This is a genomic window from Ideonella alba, assembly GCF_018069845.1.
GTDB classification, from domain to species: domain Bacteria; phylum Pseudomonadota; class Gammaproteobacteria; order Burkholderiales; family Burkholderiaceae_C; genus Ideonella; species Ideonella alba.
The window spans coordinates 114292-140511 of sequence record NZ_JAGQDD010000011.1; the positions used below are offsets into that span (position 1 = coordinate 114292).

Annotated in this window: 19 protein-coding genes; 2 read left to right on the top strand and 17 right to left on the bottom strand. The window is 70.8% G+C overall.

What is annotated here, in order from left to right; translation table 11 throughout:
• Position 1: 1 nt before the first annotated feature.
• The 7 genes from KAK03_RS15320 to KAK03_RS15350 all read right to left on the bottom strand — a co-directional run bounded on the left by KAK03_RS15320 (position 2) and on the right by KAK03_RS15350 (position 8791).
• On the bottom strand, positions 2–742 hold the full coding sequence (locus KAK03_RS15320) for an amino acid ABC transporter permease (RefSeq protein ID WP_210854915.1): 741 nt from the start codon (positions 740–742) through the stop codon (positions 2–4).
• A gap of 75 nt (positions 743–817) precedes the next feature.
• The gene (locus tag KAK03_RS15325; protein WP_510601430.1) at positions 818–1741 is read right to left on the bottom strand and encodes a transporter substrate-binding domain-containing protein; all 924 of its coding nucleotides are present in this window, start codon (positions 1739–1741) and stop codon (positions 818–820) included.
• A 45-nt stretch (positions 1742–1786) separates the two neighbouring features.
• A complete protein-coding gene (locus KAK03_RS15330; protein WP_210854917.1) occupies positions 1787–2710 on the bottom strand; it encodes a transporter substrate-binding domain-containing protein in 924 nt (307 codons plus the stop codon).
• 152 nt (positions 2711–2862) lie between these two features.
• Positions 2863–4203: a sigma-54-dependent transcriptional regulator gene (locus KAK03_RS15335; RefSeq protein WP_210854919.1), complete on the bottom strand. Its 1341-nt coding sequence runs from the start codon at positions 4201–4203 to the stop codon at positions 2863–2865.
• Positions 4200–6059, bottom strand: a complete 1860-nt coding sequence (locus KAK03_RS15340) for a sensor histidine kinase (protein WP_210854921.1) — start codon at positions 6057–6059, stop codon at positions 4200–4202. Before KAK03_RS15340 ends, KAK03_RS15335 begins: the two co-directional genes overlap by 4 nt.
• Positions 6043–6969: a LysR substrate-binding domain-containing protein gene (locus tag KAK03_RS15345; RefSeq protein WP_210854923.1), complete on the bottom strand. Its 927-nt coding sequence runs from the start codon at positions 6967–6969 to the stop codon at positions 6043–6045. Before KAK03_RS15345 ends, KAK03_RS15340 begins: the two co-directional genes overlap by 17 nt.
• The gene (locus tag KAK03_RS15350; protein ID WP_210854925.1) at positions 6950–8791 is read right to left on the bottom strand and encodes an ABCB family ABC transporter ATP-binding protein/permease; all 1842 of its coding nucleotides are present in this window, start codon (positions 8789–8791) and stop codon (positions 6950–6952) included. The genes KAK03_RS15345 and KAK03_RS15350 overlap by 20 nt, the downstream gene beginning before the upstream one ends.
• 43 nt (positions 8792–8834) lie before the next feature.
• On the opposite strand from KAK03_RS15350, the gene KAK03_RS15355 reads away from it, so the two are divergent.
• Positions 8835–9272 carry an acyl-CoA thioesterase gene (locus KAK03_RS15355; protein ID WP_210854926.1) on the top strand — a complete coding sequence of 146 codons (438 nt, stop codon included), beginning with the start codon at positions 8835–8837 and terminating at the stop codon, positions 9270–9272.
• On the opposite strand, the gene KAK03_RS15360 is transcribed toward KAK03_RS15355, so the two are convergent.
• From KAK03_RS15360 to KAK03_RS15395, 8 genes are all read right to left on the bottom strand, one after another.
• Positions 9273–9986, bottom strand: coding sequence for an SGNH/GDSL hydrolase family protein (locus KAK03_RS15360; protein ID WP_210854928.1), 714 nt, complete (start codon positions 9984–9986; stop codon positions 9273–9275). It abuts the gene before it with no gap.
• A gap of 2 nt (positions 9987–9988) precedes the next feature.
• Positions 9989–10753, bottom strand: coding sequence for an enoyl-CoA hydratase (locus KAK03_RS15365; protein WP_210854930.1), 765 nt, complete (start codon positions 10751–10753; stop codon positions 9989–9991).
• Positions 10754–10850: 97 nt separating this feature from the next.
• A complete protein-coding gene (locus KAK03_RS15370; RefSeq protein ID WP_210854931.1) occupies positions 10851–11243 on the bottom strand; it encodes a hypothetical protein in 393 nt (130 codons plus the stop codon).
• 216 nt (positions 11244–11459) lie between these two features.
• Positions 11460–12689, bottom strand: coding sequence for an acetyl-CoA C-acyltransferase (locus tag KAK03_RS15375; RefSeq protein ID WP_210854934.1), 1230 nt, complete (start codon positions 12687–12689; stop codon positions 11460–11462).
• A gap of 25 nt (positions 12690–12714) precedes the next feature.
• On the bottom strand, positions 12715–15090 hold the full coding sequence (locus KAK03_RS15380; RefSeq protein ID WP_210854936.1) for a 3-hydroxyacyl-CoA dehydrogenase/enoyl-CoA hydratase family protein: 2376 nt from the start codon (positions 15088–15090) through the stop codon (positions 12715–12717).
• Positions 15091–15124: 34 nt separating this feature from the next.
• Positions 15125–15553 (bottom strand): DUF2147 domain-containing protein, encoded by a 429-nt coding sequence (locus KAK03_RS15385; protein WP_210854938.1) that lies wholly within the window; start codon positions 15551–15553, stop codon positions 15125–15127.
• 83 nt (positions 15554–15636) lie between these two features.
• A complete protein-coding gene (locus tag KAK03_RS15390) occupies positions 15637–17427 on the bottom strand; it encodes an acyl-CoA dehydrogenase C-terminal domain-containing protein (RefSeq protein ID WP_210854939.1) in 1791 nt (596 codons plus the stop codon).
• A gap of 22 nt (positions 17428–17449) precedes the next feature.
• On the bottom strand, positions 17450–18142 hold the full coding sequence (locus tag KAK03_RS15395) for a TetR/AcrR family transcriptional regulator (RefSeq protein WP_310738622.1): 693 nt from the start codon (positions 18140–18142) through the stop codon (positions 17450–17452).
• Positions 18143–18329: 187 nt separating this feature from the next.
• Between KAK03_RS15395 and KAK03_RS15400 the strand changes: the two genes are divergently transcribed.
• Positions 18330–18890, top strand: a complete 561-nt coding sequence (locus tag KAK03_RS15400) for an HNH endonuclease (RefSeq protein ID WP_310738623.1) — start codon at positions 18330–18332, stop codon at positions 18888–18890.
• Positions 18891–18903: 13 nt separating this feature from the next.
• Here the strand turns inward: KAK03_RS15400 and KAK03_RS15405 are convergent, their stop codons facing one another.
• Together KAK03_RS15405 and KAK03_RS15410 are read right to left on the bottom strand one after the other, a co-directional pair.
• Positions 18904–20361, bottom strand: coding sequence for a caspase family protein (locus KAK03_RS15405; RefSeq protein ID WP_210854945.1), 1458 nt, complete (start codon positions 20359–20361; stop codon positions 18904–18906).
• Positions 20358–26220 (bottom strand): beta strand repeat-containing protein (locus tag KAK03_RS15410; RefSeq protein WP_210854947.1); only part of this gene is annotated, 5863 nt, incomplete at its 5' end. The genes KAK03_RS15405 and KAK03_RS15410, both read right to left, overlap by 4 nt.

Consider the following 26220-nt stretch of genomic DNA (forward strand, 5'->3'; position numbering starts at 1 on the left):
CTCAGCGTGCCCCCAGCATGCCCGGCACCTGCGACTTGCGCTCGATCACCATGGCGATGCGGTTGATGGCGAAGGCCGAGATGAAATACAGGCCGGTGACCGCCAGGTAGATCTCGATGCCGCGCGAGGTTTCCTCCTGCGCCTGCATCGCGAACTGCGTCAGCTCGGCAATGCTCACCGCGAAAGCGACCGAGGAGTTCTTGATGATGTTCATGCTCTCGCTGGTCAGCGGCGGGATGACGATGCGAAAGGCCCGCGGCAGCAGCACGTAGCGGTAGGTCTGCGCCAGCGTCAGGCCCATGGCCAGACCGGCATAGCGCTGGCCGCGCGGAATGCTCTCGATGCCGGCCTTGACCTGCTCGGACACCCGCGCCGAGGTGAAGAAGCCCAGGCCCAGCACCACCAGCACGAAGGGCGGCACGTCCTTCAGCGGCGCGATGATCGAGGGCACCACGTGGTACCACAGGAAGATCTGCACCAGCAGCGGAATGTTGCGGAACAGTTCGGTCCAGGCATTGCCGAAGCCCGACAGCCAGCGGCTGGGCACGGTACGCAGGATGCCGATCAGCGAACCCACGACCAGCGCCACCACCAGCGCCAGCAGCGCCACGGACAAGGTCCAGCCCCAGGCCGACAGCAGCCAGTCCAGGTAGGTGATGTCGCCGTTGCTGCCAAAGCAGCGCTCGACCACCTCACCGTCGATGGTGTTCTTGCAGAACACCTGCCAATCCCAGGTCGCCACGTCGGGCCTCCTCCTCGGGTCATTCACAGGGGGCGGGCGGGGTCAGTGGCCCCATGCCCGCCCATCAGGCCGCGATCACTTCTTCGCGTAGGCTTCCATCGGCTTGTCGTTCGGGTTGGCCCAGGCGTCCTTGGTGGCCTGCGACAGCGCCAGACCGACTGGCACGTTGGCCGGCGGGATCGGCTGCATGAACCACTTGTCGTACATCTTGGCCAGGTCGCCGTTCTTCATCATCGCGATGATGGCGTCGTCCACCGCCTTCTTGAAGGCCGGGTCGTCCTTGCGCAGCATGCAGGCGATGGGCTCGACCGACAGCACCTCGCCGACGATCTTGTAGTCGGCCGGGGCCTTGGACTTGCTGATGTTGCCGGCCAGGATCTGGCCGTCCATCACGAAGGCATCGGCGCGGCCGCTTTCCAGCAGCAGGAAGCTGTCGGCGTGGTCCTTGCCGAAGACCTCCTTGAAGTCGACGCCGTTGGCCTTCTCATGCTTGCGCAGCGTCTGCACACTGGTGGTGCCGGTGGTGGTGGCGACGTTCTTGCCGGCCAGCTGGGCGATCGAGGTGATGCCCGAGTTGGCCTTGACGGCGATGCGCACTTCCTCGACGTAGGTGGTGACCGCGAAGGCCACGTCCTTCTGGCGTGCGCTGTTGTTGGTGGTGGAGCCGCACTCCAGGTCCACCGTGCCGTTCTGCACCAGCGGGATGCGGTTCTGCGAGGTCACGGGCTGGTACTTGACCGAGATCTCGCTCATGCCCAGCTGGCGACGCAGCGCGGCCACGACGCGCTCGGCCATCTCGGTGTGGAAGCCGACGTACTTGCCATTGCCCAGCGTGTAGGCCAGCGCGCCGGACGACTCGCGCACGCCCAGCGTGATCGAGCCGCTGTCCTTGATCTTCTTCAGGGTGTCGCTGCTCTGCGCCTGGGCGCCGACCGCGAACACGGTCAGCGCAGCGGCGGCCAGCAGACCACGGCGCAGGGGGGAGGATTGGTGGGACATCACGACTCCATCATCGGGGAGGGTTGAAGAGACCGTTCGCCAGCCCTACAGGGGCTGGTCGCTCGGCCGGCGGAAAAGCTGTTGCAGCGCCTCGGACGGCGGGAAATCGAGGTTCAGCTGGCGCGGCGGGATCGGCCGCTGGAACCAGCGTGTGTAGATCGACATGGCCTCGCCCGATTGCAGCAGGCGGGTCAGTGCGCGGTCAACCACCGCCTTGAACGCCGGGTCGCCCAGCCGCATCATGCAGCCATAGGCCTCCTGCGACATCGGCGTGCCGGTGATCACCCAGTCGTCGGGGCGGGCGGCCTTGGCGCGCTCGCCGAAGAGCAGCGCATCGTCCAGCATCAGCGCATCGACCTGGCCGGACTCCAGCACCCGGAAGGCGTCGTCGTGGTCGCGCGCGGCCAGCAGCTGCACCTTGCGGCCCGGCTGCTCGCTCCATTGGCGCAACAGCCGCTCGGAGGTGGTGCCGGCGGTGACCACCACCTTGCGGCCCACCAGGTCCGGGAAATCCTTGATCGGCGAGCCGCGGCGCACCAGCAGCCGCGTGCCGATGACGAAGAAGGAGGTGGAGAAGGCCACCTGGCGGCCCCGCTCGGCGGTGTTGGAGGTCGAGCCGCATTCCAGGTCCACCGTGCCGTCCATCACCAGCGGGATGCGGTTCTGCGAGGTCACCGGCACCAGGCGCAGCGTCAGCGCAGGCAGCTTCAGCTCGGCCTTGATCTCGTCGACCACGCGCAGCATCAGCTCGTGCGCATAGCCCACCACCTGGCGCTTGCCGTCGTAGTAGGAGAAGGGCACCGAGGATTCGCGGTGGCCCAGGTTGATCGTGCCGGTCTCGGCGATGCGGCCCAGCGTGCCGCCGCGCAGCGGGGCCGAGGCCGCACCCGGCGCCGCCCAGGCGCCCAGCGACCCGACCGCCAGGATGGCAGACAGGCCCAGGTGCATGGCAACGCGGCGGATCCACATGCCCAGTCTCTTGCAGATGGCGTGCCAGGACCAGCAACGCGGTGCAAGTGCTTGTCGCACCACAAGAAAGCCCGCCGCGCCCGCGGCTGCGACGGGGCTGGCGTACGGAAACCCGTGCGCCGCTGCCGTCGCGGCGTACGGATTTCCGTTCGTCAGTCGCTGCCGGCCTGGGCGTTCAGGCCGTACTTGCGCAGCTTGTCGGCCAGCGTGGTCTTGGGCACCTTCAGCGCCTGGGCGCTGCGGCCCAGGTGGCCGCCGTGGCGGCGCAGGGCCTCGCGGATCAGGCCGCGCTCGAAGTCTTCCACCGCCTGCGCCAGCGTCGGGCCGTCAGCGGGTGCTGCCGCATCGCCCAGCACGCCGCCGGGCACGCCCAGCACCAGGCTGTCGGCCACGTTGCGCAGCTCGCGCACATTGCCGGGCCAGTCGTGGGCCAGCAGGGCGCGGCGCTGGGATTCGCCCAGCTCGGGCATCGGCAGGCCGTAGCGGCTGGCGGCCAGCAGCAGGAAGTGCTCCAGCAGGAGCGGGATGTCCTCGCGCCGCTCGCGCAGCGGCGGCAGCTCGATCGTCACCACGTTGAGCCGGTAGACCAGATCGGCACGGAAGCTGCCGTCGCGCGCACGCAGCAGCAGGTCGTCCTTGGTGGCGGCGATCACCCGGCAGTCCACCTGCACCCGCTCGTTCGAGCCCAGGCGCTCGATCACCCGGTCCTGCAGCACGCGCAGCAGCTTGACCTGCACCGGCATCGGCATGCTCTCGACCTCGTCGAGGAACAGCGTGCCCTTGTGGGCGTGCTCGATCTTGCCGATGCGGCGCTTGGCGGCACCGGTGAAGGCGCCGGGCTCGTGGCCGAAGAGTTCGCTGTCGAGCAGGGTGTCGGGCAGACCGCCGCAGTTCAGCGCCACCAGCGGCCCCTTGGCGCGGCCGGACAGTTCATGCAGCGCCTGCGCCACCAGCTCCTTGCCGGTGCCGGTCTCGCCGCGCACCAGCACGTCCACGTCCGAGCCCGCCACGCGCTCGATCAGCGCCCGCACCGCGCGCATCTGCGGCGAGCGCCCCACCAGGCGCGTGGCGCCGCCGGCCTGGCGGGCCAGCGCCTGCTTGAGCGCCGCCACCTCCAGCGTCAGCGCACGCTTGTCCAGCGCGCGGCGGACCACCTCCACCAGGGTCTCGGGGGAGAAGGGCTTGGGGATGAAGTCGTAGGCGCCGCTGCGCATGGCCTCGACCGCCAGGCTGACGTCGCCATGGCCGGTGATCATGATCACCGGCAGCTCGGGCTCCATGTCGCGGCAGGCGCGCACCAGGCTCAGGCCGTCGGCGCCGGGCAGGCGCATGTCGGTCACCACCACGCCGGCGAAGCCCGGGGCCAGCAGCTTCAGCGCGGCCTCGACCCGGTCCACCGCCTGCACGCGCAGGCCGGCCAGCTGCAGCGCCTGCTGGCAGCCGAGTTGCATGGGCAGGTCGTCTTCGACCAGAAGGACGGTCAGGGTGCTCATGGGGTGGGCGGCAGCGGCAGGCGCAGGGTGAAGCAGGCGCCGCCGTCGGCGTGATTGTCGGCGCTGAGCTCGCCGCCGGCCTCGCGGGCGATGTCGCGCGAGATCGCCAGGCCCAGGCCCAGGCCGACGCCGGCTTCCTTGGTGCTGAAGAAGGGCTCGAACAGGTGCGCCAGCACCTCGGCACTGATGCCGGGGCCGCTGTCGCGCACCTGGATCCTCGCCTGCCCGTCCTGCAGCTCGGCGGCGATCCACAGGCGGCGGGTGGGCGCGTCGCGCATCGCGTCCAAGGCGTTGCCGATCAGGTTGACCAGCACCTGCTCCAGGCGGTTCGGGTCGCACCAGGCCAGCGCCGCACCCGGCACCGTGAGGTCGATCACCTCGACCGCCTCGCGGCGCAGCCGCTGGTCGTAGAGGAACAGCGCATGGCGCACCGCCTGCGCCACGTCGCTGGCCTGCGGCCGCGCCTGCGACTTGCGCGCAAAGCCCTTGAGCGGCTCGATGATGGCGCCCATCTGGTCGGCCAGCCGCGCCATGATGCCCAGGTTGTCGGCGGCCACGCCGTGCTCGCCGCGGCGCATGAACTCCACCGCGTTGGCCGACAGCGTGCGGATCGCCCCCAGCGGCTGTGTCAGCTCGTGGGTGATGCCGGTGGCCAGCTGGCCCAGCGCGGCCATCTTGCCGGCGTGCACCAGCTCGTCCTGGGCGCGGCGCAGGGTCTGCTCGGCCTGCTGGCGCTCGGCCACCTCGGTGCGCAGGCGCTCGTTGGCCTCGGACAGCGCCTGGGTGCGCGCCGCCACCTGGGTTTCCAGCTCGTGGTGGGCGCGCAGCTTCTGCCGCGTGATGCGCCGACGCTGGCCATAGACCACCGCCAGCGCCAGCACGAAGGCGGTGCTGACCCCCGCCAGCAGACCGGCCTGCACCGCATCCTGGCGCACCGGACGCAGGTCGGTGAACATCAGCAGGCGCCAGTCCATGCCGTCGAGCGTGCGGCCCAGCACCAGCATCTCGCGCGCCAGGCCGCGCTCGCCATTGCCCCGCAGGCCTTCGGGCAGCACGCCTTCGACGATCTGGCTGTCCTCGTCGATGCGCAGGTCCACCTGCAGCGGCAGGCGCCGGATCGGCTGGTCGCCATACAGGCGGGTCGCCCGCACGTCGCTCTGCCGCTCCGGCGGCAGCTCGGCCAGGGCGGTGTAGCGCCACTGCGGCTGCGAGGACAGCACCACCACCTGGTTGGAATCGGCCAGCAGCGCTGGCGCCTCCAGCAGGGCCCAGGCCTGGTCCACCGGGCCCAGACCGATCTTCAGCACCGCCACGCCGATCACCCGCGCACCGTCGTGCACCGGGTGCGAGACGTAGTAGCCCGGCACGCCGTCGCGCAGGCCGATCGCGAAGTGGCGCCCCACCCGCCCGGCCATGGCCTCCTGGAAGTAGGGCCGGAAGGACAGGTCCTCGTCCAGCAGCGCCGGGTCGCTGGCGCCGATGACCCGGCCCGAGGCGTCCAGCACATGCACCGAGGCGCTGCCCAGGTGGGCATTGAGGCGGCGCAGGTAGTCGCCCGCCGCCTGCTGGCGCGCGGCATCGGCCGGCTGACGCAGCAGCGCCAGCACGTCGGGGTGCAACTGCAGCGTGGCGGGCACGTACTCCAGGCGGCGCACCATGCCTTGCACCACGCTGGCGAACAGGTCCAGCTGGTGCTTGGCCTCGGCGCGCAGGGCATCGGTGCCGCGGCGCGTGCTGGCCGCGTAGCCGGCCCAGGCGGCGGCGCCCACCAGGGCCAGGGCCAGCAGCAGCACGCCCACGCCGCGCCGGCCCGGGGGACGTCCCCAGCTCTGCGTCAGCTCATTCCAGCGCGTCACCGCGCGCCTTCAGGAAGTTCCACAACTCCTCGGCCACCGGTTTGGCGTGCCGGGCGCCGCTGGGGCGCTCGCGGTAGATGCGCACCTCCATCGTCAGCTCGTACTCGGCCGGACCGGCCGCCACCAGGCGCCGCGCGCGCAGTTCCTTGCGCACCGAGCTGGCCGGCAGGAAGGCCAGGCCGTGGCCTTCCAGCGCCATCGCCTTCAGGCCCTCGGCCATGTCGGTCTCATAGATGGCGTCCAGGTGCAGCGGCGCCGGGGCGAGCTTGATGATCTGCTCGACGATGCGCGCCATGTAGGCGCCCTGGGCGTAGCTGAGAAAGGGCACTGGCGCGCCGGGCCGACCCGGCAGGCGGAACATCGGCTGCCCCGCGGCATCGGCCTTGGCATAGGGCGCCAGCGTCTCGTGGCCCAGGCTCAGCATCTCATAGCGGTCGGAGCTGAGTTGCAGCGGCTGGGTGGGGTGGTGGTAGGCGATCAGCAGGTCGCAGCTGCCTTCGGTGAGGCGGATCACCGCGTCGTGCACGTTCATCGCCGAGAGCCGGCTCTTGATCGCCCCGAAGCGCTGGCGCAGGTCCATCAGCCAGTGCGGGAAGAAGGTGAAGGCCATGGTGTGCGGCACCGCGAACTCCACCATGTCCTGGTCGGCCGCCTGGTGGCTGCGCATCATGCTGCGCGTGGCCTGCAAGGCATTCAGGATCTCCAGCGCCTGGGCCAGGAAGGTCTCGCCGGCCGGCGTCAGGCGGGTGGGGTAGGACGAGCGGTCGACCAGGTCGATGCCGGCCCAGGCCTCCAGCGCCTGGATGCGCCGTGAGAAGGCCGGCTGCGTGACATGGCGCGCCTGCGCCGAGCGCGAGAAGCTGCGCGTCTCGGCCAGGCTGACGAAGTCCTCAAGCCACTTGGTGTCCATGGGGGTCCTGCGCGGTGTCCTCGGGTCGGCGGTGCTGCAATGCCCACATCCGAGCATAGCGCCCGCCGGCGGCCAGCAGGGCCTCGTGGGTGCCACGCTCGACGATGTGGCCGGCGTCCATCACCAGGATCTCGTGCGCCTGCACCACGGTGGACAGTCGGTGGGCGATGACCAGCGTGGTCTTGCCCTGCGAGGCGCTGCGCAGCTCGGCCTGAATGGCCCGCTCGTTGGCCGAGTCCAGCGCCGAGGTGGCCTCGTCGAAGACCAGCACCGGCGGGTTCTTCAGCAGCGTGCGGGCGATGGCCACGCGCTGCTTCTCGCCACCGCTGAGCTTCAGGCCGCGCTCGCCCACCACGGTGTCGTAGCCCTTGGGCTGGGCGACGATGAAGTCGTGGATGTGGGCGGCGCGCGCCGCGGCCTCGATCTCCTCGCGGGTGGCGCCGGTGCGGCCATAGCCGATGTTGTAGGCCACGGTGTCGTTGAACAGCACGGTGTCCTGCGGCACGATGCCGATCGCCCGGCGCAGGCTGTCCTGGGTGACGCTGCGGATGTCCTGGCCGTCGATCGTGATGCGGCCACTGCCCACGTCATAGAAGCGGTACAGCAGCCGCGACAGCGTGCTCTTGCCCGCGCCGCTGGCGCCCACCACCGCCACCGTGCGGCCCGCCGGGATCTCGAAGCTCACGCCGTGCAGGATGGGCCGCGCCGGGTCATACGCGAAGTGCACGTCCTCGAAGCGCACCGTGGCGCCGCTGACCTGCAAGGCGGCGGCGCCGGGCGCATCAGCCACCTCGCGCTCGCGCGCCAGCAGGGTGAACATCTTGTCCAGGTCGGCCAGGCTCTGCTTGACCTCGCGGTAGAGCACGCCCAGGAAGTTCATCGGGATGTAGAGCTGGATCAGCAGCGCGTTGATCAGCACCAGGTCGCCCAGCGTCAGCCGGCCCTCGACCACGCCGCTGGTGGCGCGCCAGAGCATGGCCAGCAGCGACACCGCGATGATCGCCTGCTGCCCGGTGTTGAGCATCGACAGCGAGTTCTGCGACTGGATCTGCGCGCGCCGGTACTCGTCCAGGCCCTGGTCGTAGCGCTGGGCCTCGAAGCCCTCGTTGTTGAAGTACTTGACGGTCTCGTAGTTCAGCAGCGCGTCGATCGCCCGGGTGTGGGCGCGGCTGTCAAGCTCGTTCATGCGGCGGCGGAACTGCGTGCGCCACTCGGTGATGGTGACCGTGAAGACCACGTAGACCACCAGCGCCGCCACCGTGATGCCGACGAAGCCCATGTCGAACTTGGCACCCAGCAGCAGCAGCGCCAGACCCAGCTCGACGATGGTGGGCACGATGGTGTAGAGCGAGTAGCTGACCAGCGACTGCAGCGCCTTGGTGCCGCGCTCGATGTCGCGCGTCAGGCCGCCGGTCTGGCGCTCCAGGTGGAAGCGCAGGCTCAGCGCATGCAGGTGCTGGAACACCTCCAGCGCGATGCGCTTGCTGGCGCCGTGCGTGGCCTGGGCAAAGACCAGCTCGCGCAGTTCGGTGAAGACGCTGGTCGACAGGCGCAGCGCCGCATAGGCCACCAGCAGGCCGGCCGGCACCACCAGCAGCGCACGCGCATCCACCGGCCCCGGCGCCAGCTGGTCCACCAGTTCCTTCAGCAGCAGCGGCACGCCCAGGTTGGCGGCCTTGGCCGCCACCAGGAAGACCAAGGCCGCCGCCACCCGCCAGCGGTAGTCCCACAGGTAGGGCAGCAGGCGCTGGAGCGTGGCCCAGTCAGAGCGGGGGGCGCCAGGACTGGCGGCAGGTTCAGGCAGGGCAGCGGCGCGACGCATCGTGGAACAATGGCTGGACTTTTTGTTGAGCGCAGGACCCCCGATGAGCGACAGCCCCGCAGCCGCCAGTGTGCCCCAGCCGCCGCGCACCCAGTTGCCCACCGACCGCGAGCTGGTGATGCGGGTGATGCCGATGCCGGCCGACGCCAATGGCAACGGCGACATCTTCGGCGGCTGGATCATGGCGCAGGTGGACCTGGCCGGTGCGGTGCTGCCGATGCGCATTGCCCGTGGCCGCATCGCCACCGTCGCGGTCAACGAGTTCATCTTCAAGCAGGCGGTGTCGGTGGGTGACCTGCTGAGCTTCTACGGCAAGGTGCTGCGGGTGGGCAACACCTCGGTCACCGTGCATGTCGAGGTCTATGCCGAGCGAAACCCGGCCGATCCGCACATCGTCAAGGTCACCGAGGCCACGCTGACCTATGTGGCGATCGACCGCCAGGGACAGCCGCGGCCTATTCCCAAGGACCCGCCGGCCTGATCAGCGCAGCACCGCGGCGCCCGCCTCGGCCAGCGCCTGCGCCCACGCGGGGTAGCCGCGCGGACCGGGGTGGAAACCGTCCTCGGCCACCCAGCCGTCCAGCGGCCCGGCGGGCATTGCGGGCAGCGGCACGTGGCGGCGGTCGCCGCGGCCCGCCACGTGGCGTGCCAGGGCCGCGTCCAGCCGTGCGGCGTCGCGCCCCATCACCCAGCGCAGCGGCTGCGGCAGCAGCGGGAAGCGCCCCATCGGCGGCAGCGCGCTGTGCAGCGTGCAACGCACGCCGCAGCGGGCCTGGGCCTCGGCGTGGATCGCGTCCAGCGTGGCGACGAAACGCTGCGGCCGGGTCTGGCCCACCGCGTCGTTCACGCCCAGCGCGGTGACCAGCAGGTCGGCCGGCGCCAGCTCGGCCTCGCGCAGCGCCTGCAAGGCATCGGCGGCGGTGTGCCCGGTGGTGGCCAGCAGGCGCCAGGCCACGGCGCCACCCAGACGTGCGGCCAGCGCGGCGGCCAGCGGCGCGGCCAGCGCCTGGTCCTGGTGCGCGACACCGACCCCGGCGCCGGAGGAATCGCCCAGCACCAGCAGACGCCAGCGTGCAGCGCCCTCCCCGGCCACGCCGCTGCGCGGGCCGGCGGCCTCGGGCAGGCGCAGTGCCTGGCGGCGCACCTGGCGCCCCTGGGCGATCAGCAGCGGGCCCAGGGCCAGCTTGGCCAGCATGCTCAGGAGAACGAGGAGAAGTCCGGCGCGCGCTTCTCGAAGAAGGCCTGGAAGGCCTCGCGCGCTTCGGGGCTGCGCAGGCGCTGGCCGAAGACCTCGCCCTCGGCGGCGATCACCGCCAGCACCTGTTCACGCTGCGGCGCGCGCATCAGCGCCTTGCTTTCGCGCACCGCGGCCGGGGCCAGGTGGCGGAAGCGCTCGGCCACGCGGCGCGCGTGGTTGACCACCTCAGCCGCAGGCAGCACCGCATTGGCGATGCCGCACTCCACCGCCTCAGCGCCGGTGAAGGGGTCGCCCAGCAGCAGCTTCTCGGCCGCGCGCACATGGCCCATGCGCTGCGACACCAGCAGGCTGGAGGCGAACTCCGGCACCAGGCCCAGGCTGACGAAGGGCATGGCCAGCCGGGCCTCGTCACTGACGTAGACGAAGTCGCAGTGCAGCAGCATCGTGGTGCCGATGCCGATCGCGGCACCGGTGACGGCGGCCACCACGGGCTTGTCGCAGTCGATCAGCGCACGCATGAAGCGGAACACCGGCGACTCCGGGCCCTGAGGCGGGCGCTGCATGAAGTCCTCAAGGTCATTGCCCGAGGTGAAGATGCCGGGCTGGCCGGTGATCAGCACCGCGCGCACGGCCGGATCGGCCTGGGCGGCGCGCAGCGCATCGGCCATGGCCTGGTACATCGCCTGGGTCAGGGCGTTCTTCTTCTCGGGACGCGCGATCTCGATCGTGGTCACGCCATTGAGCGTGGCAGCGCGGATGGCCATGGTGTCTCCTGTGTCAGCGGTCGCTGATTCTGGCACCGGTGATCACCGCCACGCCTGGAGAGGGCTCTCCAGAATCGGAGCGCCCCGGTGGCCTGGCTCAGGGGCAGGCCACCTGCAGGTGGAAGGACGAAGCCACCGGCGAGGCGGTCATGTCGAAGGTGCGGACGAAGACGGCGTTGGTCGCCGTGGTGCGCTGCGCGGTGGTGGCCACCCCGGGCGGGTTGACGCCAGTGCTCGTGGTGCCCAGCGTGGCGTTGTAGGTGCAGCCGCGCACATCGACGGGCAGGCCGTCCTTGTCCACGAAGCTGACCTGGTAGCTCGACGGCGCCGCGATCAGGGCGCTGGTGGCGCCGGTGGAGCCGCGGCTGAAGCTGCCATCGGCCGCCACGACGGCGGTGTAGACCTTGGCCCTGCCAGGGGCAGCGGCAAACGCCGCGGTGGACACAGCGGCGAGGACGAAGGCCGCGAGCGTGATGGGGCGCAGGGTCATGGGCGTACTCCAGATGGCTGACTGGGGCGGTCGGGGACGGCACTGGGGCCGTCGCCCGCCGGGCTGCTGCGCGGCAGCCTGCCGCGCAGCGCAGCCACTGTAGTGAGGCCGACGGCGAGGCCCCATCCCTATCACGGCGAGGCCCCATCCCTATCACGGCAGATGCGCCAGCCGCTCAGGCGGGGCACCGGCCGCCGCCTGGCCCCGTGCACGCGGTCAGACGCGCTCGAAGATGCCCGCCGCGCCCTGCCCGGTGCCCACGCACATCGTCACCATGCCGTACTTCAGCTGGCGGCGGCGCAGCGCGTGGATGGTGGTGGCGGCGCGGATCGCACCGGTGGCGCCCAGCGGGTGGCCCAGGGCAATCGCGCCGCCCATCGGGTTGATCACCGCGGGGTTCAGGCCCAGGTCGCGGATCACGGCCAGCGACTGCGCGGCGAAGGCCTCGTTCAGCTCGACCCAGCCCAGGTCCTCGTGCTTCAGGCCGGCGTAGCCCAGCGCCGCCGGGATCGCGGCGATCGGGCCGATGCCCATGATCTCGGGCGGCACGCCGCGGCTGGCGAAGCTGACGAAGCGCGCCAGCGGCGTCAGGCCGAACTGCTTGACGGCCTTCTCGGAGGCCAGGATCAGCGCACCGGCGCCGTCGCTGGTCTGCGAGCTGTTGCCGGCGGTGACGCTGCCCAGCCCGGTGGCCTTGCCCGACGGGTCCTTGGGTGCGGCGAAGACCGGGCGCAGCTTGGCCAGGCCCTCCAGGCTGGTGTCGGGGCGCGGGCCCTCGTCCAGCGTGACGGTGCGGGTCTTCAGCGTGACCTCGCCGGTGGCCAGATCGGGCACCCGCTCGGTCACCTCGACCGGGCAGATCTCATCGGCGAATTCGCCCGCCTGCTGCGCGGCGATGGCCTTCTGGTGCGAGGCCAGCGCGAAGGCGTCCTGGTCCTCGCGGCTGACCTTCCACTGCTGCGCCACCTTCTCGGCGGTCAGGCCCATGCCGTAAGCGATGCCGATGTTCTCGTCCTTGGCGAACACCAGCGGGTTGAACGAGGGCTTGGTGCCGCCCATCGGCACCAGGCTCATCGATTCAGCACCGCCGGCGATCATCACGTCGGCCTCGCCAACGCGGATGCGATCAGCCGCCATCTGGATGGCGGTGAGGCCCGAGGCGCAGAAGCGGTTGACGGTGACCCCGCCCACGCCGTTGGGCAGGCCGGCCAGCGCCACCGCGATGCGGGCCATGTTCATGCCCTGCTCGCCTTCGGGGAAGCTGCAACCGATGACCGCGTCCTCGATGGCCGCCGGGTCCAGCGTCGGCACCTGCGCCAGCGCCGAGCGCAGCGCGGCGATCAGCAGATCGTCGGAGCGGGTGTGGCGGAAGTAGCCGCGGCCGGAGCGGCCGATCGGGGTGCGGCTGGCGGCGACGATGTAGGCCTCTTGCACTTGCTTGCTCATGTCTTGATTCCTTGTTCGCTGCCGATCAGTTGCGCACGGGTTTTCCGGTTTGCAGCAGGCCCATCACGCGTTCCTGCGTCTTGGGATGCTCCAGCAGGCTGCAGAAGCGCTGGCGCTCCAGCGTCATCAGGTATTCCTCGCTGACCAGCGTGCCGGCGTCGACATCACCGCCGCAGACCACCTCGGCGATCAGGCTGGCGATGTGGAAGTCGTGCTTGGTGATGAAGGCGCCGTCGCGCATGCCCACCAGCTGCGCCTTGATCGTGGCGATGGCGTTGCGGCCGGCCACCGGGAACAGGCCCTTGACGGGCGGGCGGTAGCCCGCCGCCCAGGCCGCCTTGGCCTGGTTGATGGCGACGAACAGCAGCTCGTCCTTGTGGGCGACGATGGTGTCGCCGTCCTGCAGGTAGCCCAGCTGGCGCGACTCCAGCGCGCTGGTGCCCACGGTGGCCATGGCCGCGGCCTGGAAGCCGTCCTTCAGGAAGGGCAGCAGGTCGGCGCCGGCCGGCGCGCGCTCGGCGGCGCGGCGGGCGATGTAGGTCAGGCCGCCGCCACCGGGCAGCAGGCCCACGCCCACTTCCACCAGGCCGACATAGGTCTCCATGTGGGCCACGCGCTGGTCGCAGGCCAGGCCGATCTCGCAGCCGCCGCCCAGCGCGATGCCGCGCATCGCGGCGATCACCGGCACCTGGGCGTAGCGCAGGCGCAGCATGGTGTCCTGCAGCTGCTTGACCACCGGGGCGATGCCCTTGGCGCCGCTCTTCATGAAGACCGGCAGCAGCGACTCGAGGTTGGCGCCGGCCGAGAACATCTCGTCCGGCGACCAGATCACCAGGCCCTGGTAGCTGGCCTCGGCCAGGTCGGCCGCCTTGGCCAGGCCCTCGATCACGCCGGTGCCGATCAGGTGCATCTTGCAGGTGATGCTGGCGATCAGCACCTCGCCGTCGAGCGTCCACAGGCGCACCTCGTCGTTGCGGAAGACCTCGGTACCGCTCTTGAGCGGATCGACCGCGCCGCTGCCCAGCACGCTCTCGGGGAAGTGCTGGCGGGCATAGACCGGCAGCGTCGAGCGGCCGATATAGCGGCCTTCGGCGGCGCTCCAGCTGCCCTCAGCGGTATGCACGCCGGTGCGGCCGTCAAAGACCCAGGCGGGCAGCGGTGCGCTGCACAGCGCCTTGCCGGCCTCGATGTCGTCCTTCACCCACTGCGCCACCTGCTGCCAGCCGGCGTCCTGCCACAGCTCGAACGGGCCCTGCTTCATGCCGAAGCCCCAGCGCATCGCGAAGTCCACCTCGCGCGCGGTCTGGGCGATGTCCGCCAGGTGCACGGCCACGTAGTGGAACGAATCACGCAGGATGGCCCACAGGAACTGTGCCTGCGGGTTGGTGCTCTCGCGCAGCAGCTTCAGGCGCTCGGCGGCCGGCTTCTTCAGGATGCGGTCGATCAGCGGATCGGCCTTGGCGCCGGCGGGCACGTATTCGCCTGCGGCGGGTTCCAGGCGCAGGATGTCCTTGCCCACCTTCTTGTAGAAGCCCGCGCCGGCCTTCTGGCCCAGTGCGCCCTGGGCGATCAGGCCCGACAGCACGGCCGGCGTGGCGTAGCTGGGGAAGAAAGGATCATCGGCCAGGTTGTCCTGCAGCGTCTTGATGACGTGCGCCATGGTGTCCAGGCCCACGACGTCGGCGGTGCGGAAGGTGCCCGAGCTGGCGCGGCCGAGCTTCTTGCCGGTCAGGTCGTCGACGACGTCGTAGGTGAAACCGAACTGCTGCGCCTCGTGGATCGTGGCCAGCATGCCGGCGATGCCCACGCGGTTGGCGATGAAGTTCGGCGTGTCCTTGGCCCGGACCACGCCTTTGCCCAGGGTACTGGTGACAAAGGACTCCAGCTGGTCAAGGTGGCCAGCGTCGGTGGTGGGCGTCGGAATCAGCTCAACCAGCTGCATGTAGCGCGGCGGGTTGAAGAAATGGATGCCGCAAAAGCGCGGCTGGATGGCCTCGGGCAGCGCCTCGGCCAGCTTGGTGATCGACAGGCCCGAGGTGTTCGAGGCCAGGATCGCGTGCGGCGCCACGTGCGGGGCGATCTTCGTGTAAAGGTCGAGCTTCCAGTCCATGCGCTCGGCGATCGCCTCGATCACCAGATCGCACTCGCCCAGCAGCGCCAGGTGCTCCTCGTAGTTGGCCGGCTGGATGCGCGCGGCCAGGTCGGGGGTGCCCAGCGGGGCGGGCTTGAGCTTCTTCAGGTTCTCGATGGCCTTGAGCGCGATGGCGCTCTTCGGGCCTTCCTTGGCAGGCAGATCGAACAGCACCACCGGCACGCGCACGTTGACCAGGTGGGCGGCGATCTGCGCGCCCATCACGCCGGCGCCCAGCACGGCCACCTTGCGAACATTGAATCGGCTCAATTGCATCTCCTAGGAAAACTCGTCCGCCCGAGGCTCACTCGACACGGATCCAGGTCTGGGTTCGGTAGAACGGGCCGATGTAGCCACGCATCTCCAGCTTCTTGCCCCCGTCGATCGGCTTCAGGCGGGTGCGGTAGGTCTTGCCGTTGTTGGGGTCGAGGATCTCGCCGCCTTCCCACACGCCCTTGTCCTCGCCCTGGCGCAGGTTGCGCAGGATCTGCATGCCGGTCACCGGCTGGCCCTTGCGCTCGTCGGTGCACTGGTCGCACACCGCGTTCTGCTTGGCGGGGTCGAAGATCTTCTCGATCTTGCCGCTGTAGACACCGCCGGACTCGCTGATGCGCACCAGCGACTTCTCGGTCTTGCCGTCGTCATCGATCGTCTTCCACAGCCCGGCCGGCGTGGCCTGGGCAAAGGCGGCGCTGGCGCCGAGCAGGGCGAGGGTGCTGAGGATGCGCTTCATCGGTTCGGTCTCCGGTTGGGGCCCCGGGGATCGGGGCGTTCGTCACATCGGCCGTTTCTCTGCCGGCCTGAAGGATGGTGCGCTCAGAACAGGGCTTCGTCCATCGCCATCAGCGGCGCCACGCCGGCGCGGGCGGTGCGGATCAGCGTGGCCGTCTCGGGCAGCAGCTTGGCGAAGTAGAAGCGCGCGGTGTGCAGCTTGGCGGTGTAGAACGGGTCGCCGCTGCCCTGCTTGTCGAGGGCCAGCCTGGCCATGCGGGCGAAGAAGTAGGCAAAGGTCAGGTGGCCCACCACGCGCAGGTAATCCACCGCGGCCGAGCCCACCTCGTCGGGGTTGGCCATGGCCTTCATGCCGATCTCCATCGTCAGCTTGGTGACCTTGTCGCCCAGGTCGGCCAGCGGGTTGATGAACTCCTGCATGTCCTCGCGCACGCCTTCCTCTTCCACGAACTCGGCGATCTTCCTGCCGAAGGCCTTGAGCTTCTTGCCGTTGTCGCCCAGCACCTTGCGACCCAGCAGGTCCAGCGACTGGATGGTGTTGGTGCCCTCGTAGATCATGTTGATGCGCGCGTCGCGCACGTACTGCTCCATGCCCCACTCGTGGATGAAGCCGTGGCCGCCGAAGACCTGCATGCAGTGCGAGGTGGCCAGCCAGCCGTTGTCGGTCAGGAAGGCCTTGATGATCGGCGTGAGCAGCGCGGTCTCGTCGGCGGCGGCACGGCGGGCGTCCTCGTCGGGGTGGTTGAGCTCGATGTCCAGTTGCAGCGCGGTGTAGCAGGCCAGCGCGCGGCCGCCCTCGGCGAAGGCGCGGGCGGTCAGCAGCATCTTGCGCACGTCGGGGTGGACGATGATCGGGTCGGCCGGCTTGTCGGTGGCCTTGGGGCCCGACAGCGCGCGCATCTGCAGCCGGTCCTTGGCATAGGCCACGGCGTTCTGGTAGGCCACCTCGGTCAGGCCCAAGGACTGGTTGCCCACGCCCAGGCGGGCGGCGTTCATCATCACGAACATCGCCTGCAGGCCCTTGTTGGGCTCGCCCACCAGCGTGCCCACGGCGCCGTCCAGGATCATCTGGCAGGTGGCATTGGCGTGGATGCCCATCTTGTGCTCGAGCGCGCCGCAGTGGATGCCGTTGCGTGCGCCGACCGAGCCGTCGGCATTGACCAGGAACTTGGGCACGATGAACAGCGAGATGCCCTTGGAGCCGGCCGGCGCGTCCGGCAGGCGGGCCAGCACCAGGTGCACGATGTTGGGCACCATGTCGTGCTCACCGGCGCTGATGAAGATCTTCTGGCCGGTGATGCGGTAGCTGCCGTCGGCCTGCGGCTCGGCCTTGGTGCGCAGCATGCCCAGGTCGGTGCCGCAGTGCGGCTCGGTCAGGCACATGGTGCCGGTCCACTCGCCGCTGACCAGCTTGGGCAGGTACAGCGCCTTCTGCTCGGGCGTGCCGTGGGCGTGCAGGGCCTCGTAGGCGCCGTGCGACAGGCCCGGGTACATGGTCCAGGCCTGGTTGGCGCTGTTGAGCATCTCGTAGAAGCACTGGTTCACCGTGTGCGGCAGGCCCTGGCCGCCGTACTCGGGGTCGCAGCTGAGCGCCGGCCAGCCGCCTTCGACGTACTGCGCATAGGCCTGCTTGAAGCCCTTGGGCGGCGTCACCTCGTGGGTGGTCTTGTCGAGCGTGCAGCCCTCGGCGTCGCCACTGAGGTTCAGCGGAAACAGCACCTCGGCGGCGAACTTGCCGCCTTCCTCGAGCACCGCGTTGATGGTGTCGGCGTCGGTGTCGGCATGCGGCGGCAGCTCCTTCAGCACCGAGCCGATGTCGAGCAACTCGTGCAGCACGAACTGCATGTCGCGCAGGGGCGGGTTGTACTGGGGCATGGTGTTCTCCTGGGGGCGAAGGTCAGCGCCGAGGGGCGCTGGTCGGGGGAAAATCGGCCGGCAGCACGGTGCCGTCGGCCAGGTAATCGGTGACGGTGCGCACGAAGCCGCGCCGGGCGCGCTCGAGCGAGCCGGGGGTGCGCAGGAAGCGCGCGTCGTGGTGCAGCGCGAGGATCAGTCCGTGCACCTCGAACTGCATCTGCGCCGGGTCGGTGTCGGCGCGCAGGTGGCCTTCATCGATGGCGATGCGGATCGCGCGCTCCATCGCCAGGTGCCAGGCGCGGACCATGCTGGCCAGCGCGTCGCGCACCGGGCCGGGCCGGTCGTCGAACTCGACCGCGCCGCTGATGTAGATGCAGCCCGAGTCGATCTCGACCGAGACACGGCGCACCCAGTTGCCGAACAGCGCACCCAGGCGCGGCAGGCCGCGGGCCTCGCGGATGGCGGGGAAGAAGACCTCTTCCTCGAACTTGGTGTGGTACTCGCGGATCACCGAGATCTGCAGTTCCTCGCGCGAGCCGAAGTGGGCGAAGACGCCCGACTTGCTCATGCCGGTGACCTCGGCCAGCGCGCCGATCGACAGGCCCTCCAGGCCCACCGACGACGCCAGTCCCAATGCCGCCTCCAGGATGGCGGCGCGCGTCTGCTGGCCCTTGTGCAGCCCGCGCGTGGCGGCGCGGCGCGGGGCGGCGGTGGAGGTCGGGGCGGTGGACACGGCTGGGTTTGATACGAACGGTCGTTCTATTTTGCAGATTTCGAACGACCGTGCCAGCCTCAGGGCGTGCATTTTTCTAGGGTCAGCGCCCTAAGCGGCCAGGCCTGGCGTCAATCCAAGGGTTAACCCTGGCGCTTGAGTCGGGTGGCCGGCCCGGGCTATGCTGGACGCCGAAAGGAGCTCGACCGTGCCGGATGTGCTTCAGCTCGATGTGTCGGGTCGCCCGCAGGCGTGGATCAGCCTGCAGGAGGCCGCCACGCTCTACGCCAGTCACGCGGTGGCCTGGACGCTGGGCCAGGCCTTCCACATCATGCGCGGCGGCATGCAGCGCAGCACCGGTCGCTTGTCGCAGATCGAACTGCACCCGATCATCGCGGTGCGCGGCAGCATCCCCAGCCGCGCCTGGCGCACCGCGCCGGCGCTGACCAATCCCAAGCTCTTCTCGCGCGATCGCCACCTGTGCGCCTACTGCGGCCACCACTTCGGTTTTGATGCGCTGACGCGTGAGCACATCCAGCCGGTCTCGCGCGGCGGGCACGACGCCTGGATGAACTGCATCACCGCCTGCCGCGCCTGCAATGGCCGCAAGGGCAACCGCACCCCCGAGGAGGCGCGCATGAGCCTGCTGTACGCGCCCTACGTGCCCAGCCTGCACGAGGACATGATCCTGCGTGGGCGGCGCATCCTGGCCGACCAGATGGAGTTCCTGCTGGCCAGCGTGCCGCGCAGCAGCCGCCTGCACGGCTGAAGCGCTGCGGCGGCTACTTGCGCACGTTGTCCAGCGAGGTCGGCGGGTTGTAGCCCAGTTCGCGCGCGATGGATTCGTAGCGCGAGGCCATCACCGGCTGCTCCTGGCGCCGGTAGTGCAGCGCCAGCTCATACGCGGCAATGCCGTTGCCCAGCGCCGACGCGTACTGCAGCCAGCCCTCGTAGCGCTGCAGGCCGGCACCGCCCTTGGCCATCGCCCGGCGGCCCATGCGTGCTGCCGCGTCCTTGTCGCCGATGCCGGCGCGGGCGATGTCCCGGCGCTCGTCCTCGGACAGGCCGTCCTGCAACTGGAACGCGCTCTTGTAGAGGCGCACATCGCTGCGCTTGAGCAGCCGCGCGGCGTTGTCGGAGCCGGTGCGCGCCACCTTGGCCGCGCCAGCCAGCTTGCTGTCGGGGTGGTCGCGCAGGTAGGCGTCGGCCAGCTGCAGCACCTCGGGCGGCCAGGTGGCCTCCTGCAGGCGCTGCCAGTCGGCCTCCTCGTTGCGGTTGGCGAAGCGAGGGCCGCGCGTTTCGCGCACCGAGCGCGGCGCCAGGGTCACGCGCGAGCGGCTGTTGTCGGCGATGAACGGGTCCTGGGCCAGCTTGCGGATGGCCTCGACCGGGTGCTTGAGCATGGTCTCGCGCACGTCCTGCTTGACCAGCTGGAACAGTTCGCTGAACGAGGTCTCGTCCGAGGTGCTGGCCAGCAGCCGCACCAGCGAGCCGGTGTAGAAGGTGTTCTGCGTCTCGACCGCGGGCGCGATGGCCGGCCGGCCAGCACCGGTGGAGAACGCGATCACGCAGCCCGGCGGCGCCTCGACCTGGTTCAGGCCGGCGTCCTCGGTGGCCTGCTTGAGTGTGGTGCGGCAGGCATCGACCACCGCGATCACCTGGCCCTGGGGCCGCTCCGGCAGGCGGCCCACCACATCGGACAGCAGCTGCAGCGAGCCTTTGCGCATCGCGTCGGACTGCAGCGCCGGGCTGAGGCCGGCCGGCAGCAGCAGGTTGGCCGAGTCGATCTGCACGCCGTGGCCCGAGAAATAGAACAGCAGCGTGGCGTTGGGCGGTGCCGTCTGCGCCAGGCGGATGAAGCCGTCGATCGCGGCGCGCGACGAGGCGAGGTCGCGGTCGAGGGCATCGGTGACCTGGAAGCCGCGGTGCTCCAGCGCGCCCTTGAGGTCGCGCAGGTTCTTCGGGATCGGCGGCAGGTCGAAGGGTTCGGGGTACTGGCGGTTGCCCAGCAGCAGGGCCAGGCGCACCTCGGAGCCGTCGGTGGCAGAGGATCCAGGCACAGGCGCCGGCTGCGGCGGTGCCGCGGCGGCCACCGGGTCGCTGGCGGCTGGCGACGGCGCACGCGCGCCGTACCCCTGTGCCCAGGCCGGCACCGCCAGGCCCGAAGCCCAGGCACCGAGGGCACCGCCGAGCTGCCGCAAGGCGCGGCGGCGGCCGCGCTGACCCGGATGTCGGCTCATTTGCGCGGCGCCTCCTCGCAGGCCATGCCGGCGCCCGGCGTGCACACCTCGGGCGGCTTGGCGCCCTGGGTGCCGGTGGTCGCCGGGCTGCCGGGGCCGACCTCGGCGATCACGCCCGAGCGCAGGCGCACCGACACGTTCTCGGTGCGGACCGTTTCTTCGAAGCGCTCACGACGGGCTTCTTCGGACACCGCCGCGACCGAGGACAGCGCGCCGGAGACCTGCGGCGTCTCGGGCAGCAGCTGGTTGTAGATCACCGGGATCTCGTTCTGCTGTCCGGCGCCGTCGTGGAACAGGCGGTAGCCGGTGGGATCGGTCAGCACCACCTCCTGGCCTTGCAGGAAGATGGCCGTGCTGCCGCGCGCGCCGCCCTTGGGCCGGATGGTCAGGAAGCCGGCATTGGGGCCGGTCGTGCGGTTGCCGGTGGCCCGGGTGCCCACGGCCACCCGCAGGGCCTGGTCACCGACCCCACCGAAGCTCTGGCTGATCGTGTAGGCACCTTCGCCCAGGATCATCGTCAGGCTGGGGGCCGAGTTCAGCGTGCCGAGCACCACATCGTCGTAGGGCAGGCGCGCGGTGATGACCGAGCTGCCCTGCGTGGCCAGCTGGTCGGCGCGGACCTGGACCAGGTCGCCCTCGATGCCGTTGCCACCCAGGTGCACCGTGGAGCCGGCCACGTTGATGAAGGACTGCACGCCCACCGTGCGCCCCTCGAAGGTGGCCTCGCCCGGCAGCCAGGCGGTGCCAAAGCTCGGGCCGCTGAGCACCGACAGCGCGCCGTCGAAGCGGTTGGCATCGCTGGCCAGCGAGATCGAGCCGCCCTGCGTGGCCGCCACGTCCAGCGTGGCGTTGGTCTGGACGGTGATCGCCGTGCCACTGTCCTGCACCACCATGCCCTGCGCGGTGCGCAGCTTGGCATTGCTCAGCGTGGGCACCAGCGCGGTGCCGTCGCCATAGGTCTCGGACTTCGCGTCATCGGGCTTGCCGGTGGCGGTCAGCGTGGTGCGGCCGCCCTGCAGCGTCACGTCGCCGCTCAGGCGCAGGCTGGCGGCCTCGACGCTGCCGCCCTCGGCCAGCGTCACCTCGCCCAGCACCAGCGCCTTGTCGTTGGCCAGTTGCACCTGACGCGCCTGGATCGACACCGGATGGCTGCCCAGGTCGTTCGCGCCGCTGGTGGCGACGATGACGTCGCCACTCAGCGTCTGGCCGCTGCTGCCGTTGAGGATCAGGCCGTTCTGGTAGGTCTGGTCGCCCGCCGTGGTGATGTTGCCCGCCGCGGTGACCGGGCCGGCCGCGTTGATGCTGGCCACGGTTTCGTTGCCACCCAGCACCACGCTGCCCGGCGCCGAGACGACCAGGTCGGTCGCGTCCGGCAGCCGTTCGGCGCCGGCCGTCTTCAGCTGGCCGCCGCGCACCAGGGTGTCGCCGGTGTAGCTGTTGGCCGCGCTGGACAGCGTCAGCGTGCCCTGGTTGAGCACCAGTTGCCCGGCACCGCTGATCGGGTTGGCCATCGTCAGCGCATCGCTGCGGTTGACGGCCAGCGTGGCCTGGTTGACCACCGCGCCGCTGCCCAGCGTGCCGCTGCTGCCGCCGGCGCCCACCTGCAGCGTACCGGCGCTGACCGTGGTGGTGCCGCTGTAGCTGTTGTTGCCCGAGAGCACCTGCACGCCGCTGCCCACCTTGGTCAGGCCGCCACTGCCGCTGATCGCACCGCTGAAGGTGGCGGCGGCGTCGTTGGCGCCGGTGGTCAGCGTGGCGCCGGCCAGGGTCACGGCGCCAGCGCCCACGAGGGCGCCGACGGTCTCGTCGGTGGCCAGGTTGACCCGCGCGCCGCTGTCCACGCTGAGCGTCGCGCTGTCATCGACCGCCGCGCCGCCTGCCAGGTTGAGGACGCCCTGCGCGGCCCGCGTCGTGCCCAGCACGGCATTGCTGCCGCTGAGCGTGAGCGTGCCGGCGCCGGTCTTGACCAGGGCCGATGCGGCGTCGCCGCTGACCTGGCCCGAGAAGGTGGTGCTCGCCTGGTTGGCGCCCGCCTCCAGCGTGTGGGACCCCAGGCCCACCTGGCCCGCGCCAGCCAGCGAGCCGATCGACGCATCGGTCTGCAGCGCCAGCGTCGTGCCGGCATCCACCTGCACGCCCATGGCACCGACCGCGCCCGCGCTGGCCAACGCCAGCGTGCCTGCGGCGACCGTCACCTGGCCGGTGGCGCTGCTGCTGCCCGCCAGGCTCAGCGTGCCGCTGCCCTGCTTCACGAGCTGGCTGGCATCGCCGCCACTGAAGCTGCCCGAGAAGCTGGTGCTGGCGCCGTTGCCGCCCGCCGTCAGCGTGAAGCTGTCGAGCTTGACCGCACCCTCGCCCGACAGCGCGCCGGCGGTGGCGCTGGCGTCCAGGTCCAGCGTGGCGCCCGCGGCCACGTTGACCGTGCTGCCGGCGCTCAGGGCCTGCGACGACGCCGCCGTCAGAGTGCCCGCCAGCACCTGGGTCGAGCCCTGGTGGCTGGCGCTGCCCGACAGCGTCAGGTTGCCGCTGCCCACCTTGGTCAGGCCGCCCGTGGCGGTACCGGTGCTGAGCAGGTCGCCGCTGAAGGTGGTCGAGGCATTGTTGGCCCCCACCGTCAGCCGTTGGCCCTGCAGGTCGACCTGACCGGCTCCGGCCAAGGAGCCCACGCTTTGCGCAGAGCCCAGCGTGACGCCGCCGGCCGCGTCCACCACCAGGGCGCCCTGGCTGTTCAGCAGACCGCTGCTGCCCACGGCCAGCACGCCGTTGCTGACGGTGAAGCTGCCGTCGAAACTGGCGCTGCCGTTCAGCGCCAGTGTGCCGGCGCCGGTCTTGGTCAGGCCCACCGAGGCGGCGCCGTCGCCGACCGGGCCACCCAGTGTCAGGGTGCTGCCCGAGGCCACATCGACCGTGGTGGCCGCATTCAGCGTCAGGTTGCCGTTCAGGCTGGCGTTGCCAGCGCTGGTGACCAGTCGGCCGCCGTCCAGTGTGACGTCATTGGGCATGGCCGCGCCCGAACGCAGGTCCAGCGTGGTGCCCGACGCGACATCCACCGCACCGCTGCCCAGCGTGCCCGCCCCCTGGACCGCCACCGTGCCGGCGTCGATCTGGGTGCCGCCGCTGTAGGACTGCGCGCTGGCCACCAGCATCGTGCCGCTGCCCTGCTTGACCAGGGCCGCGGCGCCCGACACCGGGCCGCTCAGCGTGATCGTGCCCGGCGCCGACAGGGTCAGCGTGCCGCTGACGGCGGAGCTGCCCACGGACATGCTGTTGGCATCGGTGATCGTGGCCACGCCCGCCTGGGTGACGGCCACGGTACCGAAGTCATTGCCCGCACGGTCGAGCGTGACCGTGCCGCTGTCGACATCCACCGACAGCGTGCCGGCCACGCTGAGGTTGGCGCTCTGGGTGATGCCCCCCGGCGCCGCCAGGCTGGCCGAGCCGCCCACCGTCAGCGCGCCCAGCGCGGTGCTGGTGCCGGAGGTGGCCGTCAGGCTGCCGTCGACGGCACCGCGCGCGCCCAGCGTGCCACCCGCGCGCAGCGTGGCGTTGCCGCTGGCATCCAGCGCCGCGGTGAAGCTGCCGGCGCTGCGCAGCGAGACATCCTGGCCGGTGGCGGTGATCGTGCCGCTGAGCTGGTTGGTGCCCTGGCTGGCGGTGATGTTGCCGGCGCTGGCAACCAGGCTGCCGCCGGTGGCGGTCAGCGCATTGCCCCAGGTCTGGTTGCCGGTGGTGCGCACCTGCGAGGCGGTGAGCACGGTGCTGCCCGAGCTGCCGATCGTCAGGCTGGCCAGCGCGGTGGTGCCGCCCACGTCGCCGATGAAGCGGGTGGTGCCGCTGCCGCCCGTGCTGATGCCCAGGTCGTGGGCGCCGTTGAGCGTGCTGTCAAAGCGGATGTCGCCGGTCGTGGCGCTCAGCGTGGCGTCGGCCGCCAGCGTGGTGGCGGCCTGGTAGCGCTGCTGACCACCGGTCTGGATCGTGCCGGCGATCGAGCCGGCCGTGCCGGCCGCATCGGTCAGCGTGCCCGACAGGCTGCCGCCGGCGCCGGTGAAGTTGTCGGCGCCCGTGCCACCCGACAGCGTCTGCATGCCGGTGAAGGCCGTGGTGGTGTTGAGCGTGCCGGCATTGGCCCCGGTGATGCGCCAGTTGTAGGTGGTGCCGCCGGTCGAGGCCAGCGTGTTGGTGCCGCCACCACCGCCCAGCGTGCCGCCGAAGCTGCTGACCCCGCTGTTGAAGGTGAAGGTGTCGTTGCCAGCCCCGCCGGTGACCGCGTCGAAGCCCGAGAAGGCGATGCCCGACACCGTGAACGCGCCTGCTCCGGTGATCGCGTAGCTGCTGCCGCTGGCCACGCCGGTGAGGCTGTCGGTGCCGGTGCTGCCGGTGATGGTCTCGATGTTGCTGAAGCTGGTGCTGGTGTTCAGCGAACCCGCGCCGTTGGCGCTGAGCACCCAGGTGTTGTTCAGGCCGTTGCTGGCGGCCAGCGTGTCGTTGCCGCCGCCCCCGTTGAGCGCGCCACTGAAGGTGGACACCCCCGCCGCCATCGTGAAGCTGTCGGCCCCGGTGCCGCCTGCGACGCTCTCGACCGAGGACATGGCCACGCCGCTGGCCGAGACGCCGTTGGCGCCGGTGACCGAGTAGGCCGTGCCGGTGTTCGATCCGTTGAGCGTGTCGGCGCCGCTGCCGCCCACCCAGTTGCCGACGTTGCTGATCACCGTGGTGGTGTTCAGCGTGCCCGCCGCCGAGCCGGTCAGGCGCCAGCTGTTGGCGCCGTTGGTGGCCGTGACACTGTCGCTGCCGCCACCGCCGCTGATCGTGCCGGCCAGCGTGCTGACGCCGGCTGCCAGCGTGAAGTCGTCGTTGCCGCTGCCGCCGGCCAGGCTGTCGATCGCGCTGAACGCGGTGCTGCTGTTGAGCGTGCCGGTGTTCGACGCGCTGATCTGCCAGGTGTTGGCGCCGTCGGTGGCCACCAGCGCGTCGGTGCCGCCACTGCCACCGCTGAGGCTGCCGCCAAAGCTGGCCAGGCCGCTGGCCAGCGTGAACGTGTCGTTGCCGCTGCCGCCGGTCAGCGACGCGATGCCGCTGAAGGCCGTCGTGGTGTTCAGCGTGCCGGTGTTCGCGGCGGACAGGGCCCAGGCATTGGTGCCATTGGTGGCCGCCAGCGTGTCGGTGCCACCGCCGCCGCTGAGCGTGCCCACGAAGCTGGTGACGGCCGTGGCCAGGGTGAAGCCATCGGCGCCGGTGCCGCCGGCCAGCGACTCGATGCCGCTGAAGCTGGTGCTGGTGTTCAGCGTGCCCGCATTGGCGGCGCTGATCGCCCAGCTGTTGCTGCCATCGGTGGCCGCCAGCGTGTCGGTGCCGCTGCCGCCGGACAGCGAGCCCGCGAAGCTGGACAGGCCGCTGGCCAGGACGAAGCTGTCGGCACCGGTGCCGCCGGCCAGCGACTCGAAGCCGCTGAACAGGGTGTCGGTGTTGAGCGTGCCGCCGCCCGCCGCCAGCAGGTTCCAGCTGTTGCTGCCGTTCGTGGCGGCCAGGGTGTCGGTGCCGCCGCCGCCGGCGAGCGAGCCGACAAAGCTGGCCACCCCGCTGGCCAGCGTGAAGCTGTCCGCGCCGCTGCCGCCGGTCAGCGTGCCGAAGCCGCTGAACACCGTGGTCGCGTTCAGGGTGGCCGTGTTGGCCGCCGTGATGCTCCAGGCATTGGTGCCATTCGTGGCGGTGACGGTGTCGTTGCCGCCACCGCCCACCAGCGTTCCCGCATAGCCGGTCACACCGGCGCTGACGGTGACGCTGTCGTCGCCGGTGCCGCCCTGCAGCGTGGCGACGCCGGAGATCGCGGTGCTGCTGTTGAGCGTGACCGTGCTGTTG

Excerpts from the sequence above, each read along its gene's own strand:
- KAK03_RS15325 (WP_510601430.1), bottom strand. The coding sequence starts at position 1,741 with ATGTCCCACCAATCCTCCCCCCTGCGCCGTGGTCTGCTGGCCGCCGCT.
- KAK03_RS15330 (WP_210854917.1), bottom strand. The coding sequence starts at position 2,710 with ATGTGGATCCGCCGCGTTGCCATGCACCTGGGCCTGTCTGCCATCCTG.
- KAK03_RS15335 (WP_210854919.1), bottom strand. The coding sequence starts at position 4,203 with ATGAGCACCCTGACCGTCCTTCTGGTCGAAGACGACCTGCCCATGCAA.
- KAK03_RS15345 (WP_210854923.1), bottom strand. The coding sequence starts at position 6,969 with ATGGACACCAAGTGGCTTGAGGACTTCGTCAGCCTGGCCGAGACGCGC.
- KAK03_RS15350 (WP_210854925.1), bottom strand. The coding sequence starts at position 8,791 with ATGCGTCGCGCCGCTGCCCTGCCTGAACCTGCCGCCAGTCCTGGCGCC.
- KAK03_RS15355 (WP_210854926.1), top strand. The coding sequence starts at position 8,835 with ATGAGCGACAGCCCCGCAGCCGCCAGTGTGCCCCAGCCGCCGCGCACC.
- KAK03_RS15360 (WP_210854928.1), bottom strand. The coding sequence starts at position 9,986 with ATGCTGGCCAAGCTGGCCCTGGGCCCGCTGCTGATCGCCCAGGGGCGC.
- KAK03_RS15365 (WP_210854930.1), bottom strand. The coding sequence starts at position 10,753 with ATGGCCATCCGCGCTGCCACGCTCAATGGCGTGACCACGATCGAGATC.
- KAK03_RS15370 (WP_210854931.1), bottom strand. The coding sequence starts at position 11,243 with ATGACCCTGCGCCCCATCACGCTCGCGGCCTTCGTCCTCGCCGCTGTG.
- KAK03_RS15375 (WP_210854934.1), bottom strand. The coding sequence starts at position 12,689 with ATGAGCAAGCAAGTGCAAGAGGCCTACATCGTCGCCGCCAGCCGCACC.
- KAK03_RS15385 (WP_210854938.1), bottom strand. The coding sequence starts at position 15,553 with ATGAAGCGCATCCTCAGCACCCTCGCCCTGCTCGGCGCCAGCGCCGCC.
- KAK03_RS15390 (WP_210854939.1), bottom strand. The coding sequence starts at position 17,427 with ATGCCCCAGTACAACCCGCCCCTGCGCGACATGCAGTTCGTGCTGCAC.
- KAK03_RS15405 (WP_210854945.1), bottom strand. The coding sequence starts at position 20,361 with ATGAGCCGACATCCGGGTCAGCGCGGCCGCCGCCGCGCCTTGCGGCAG.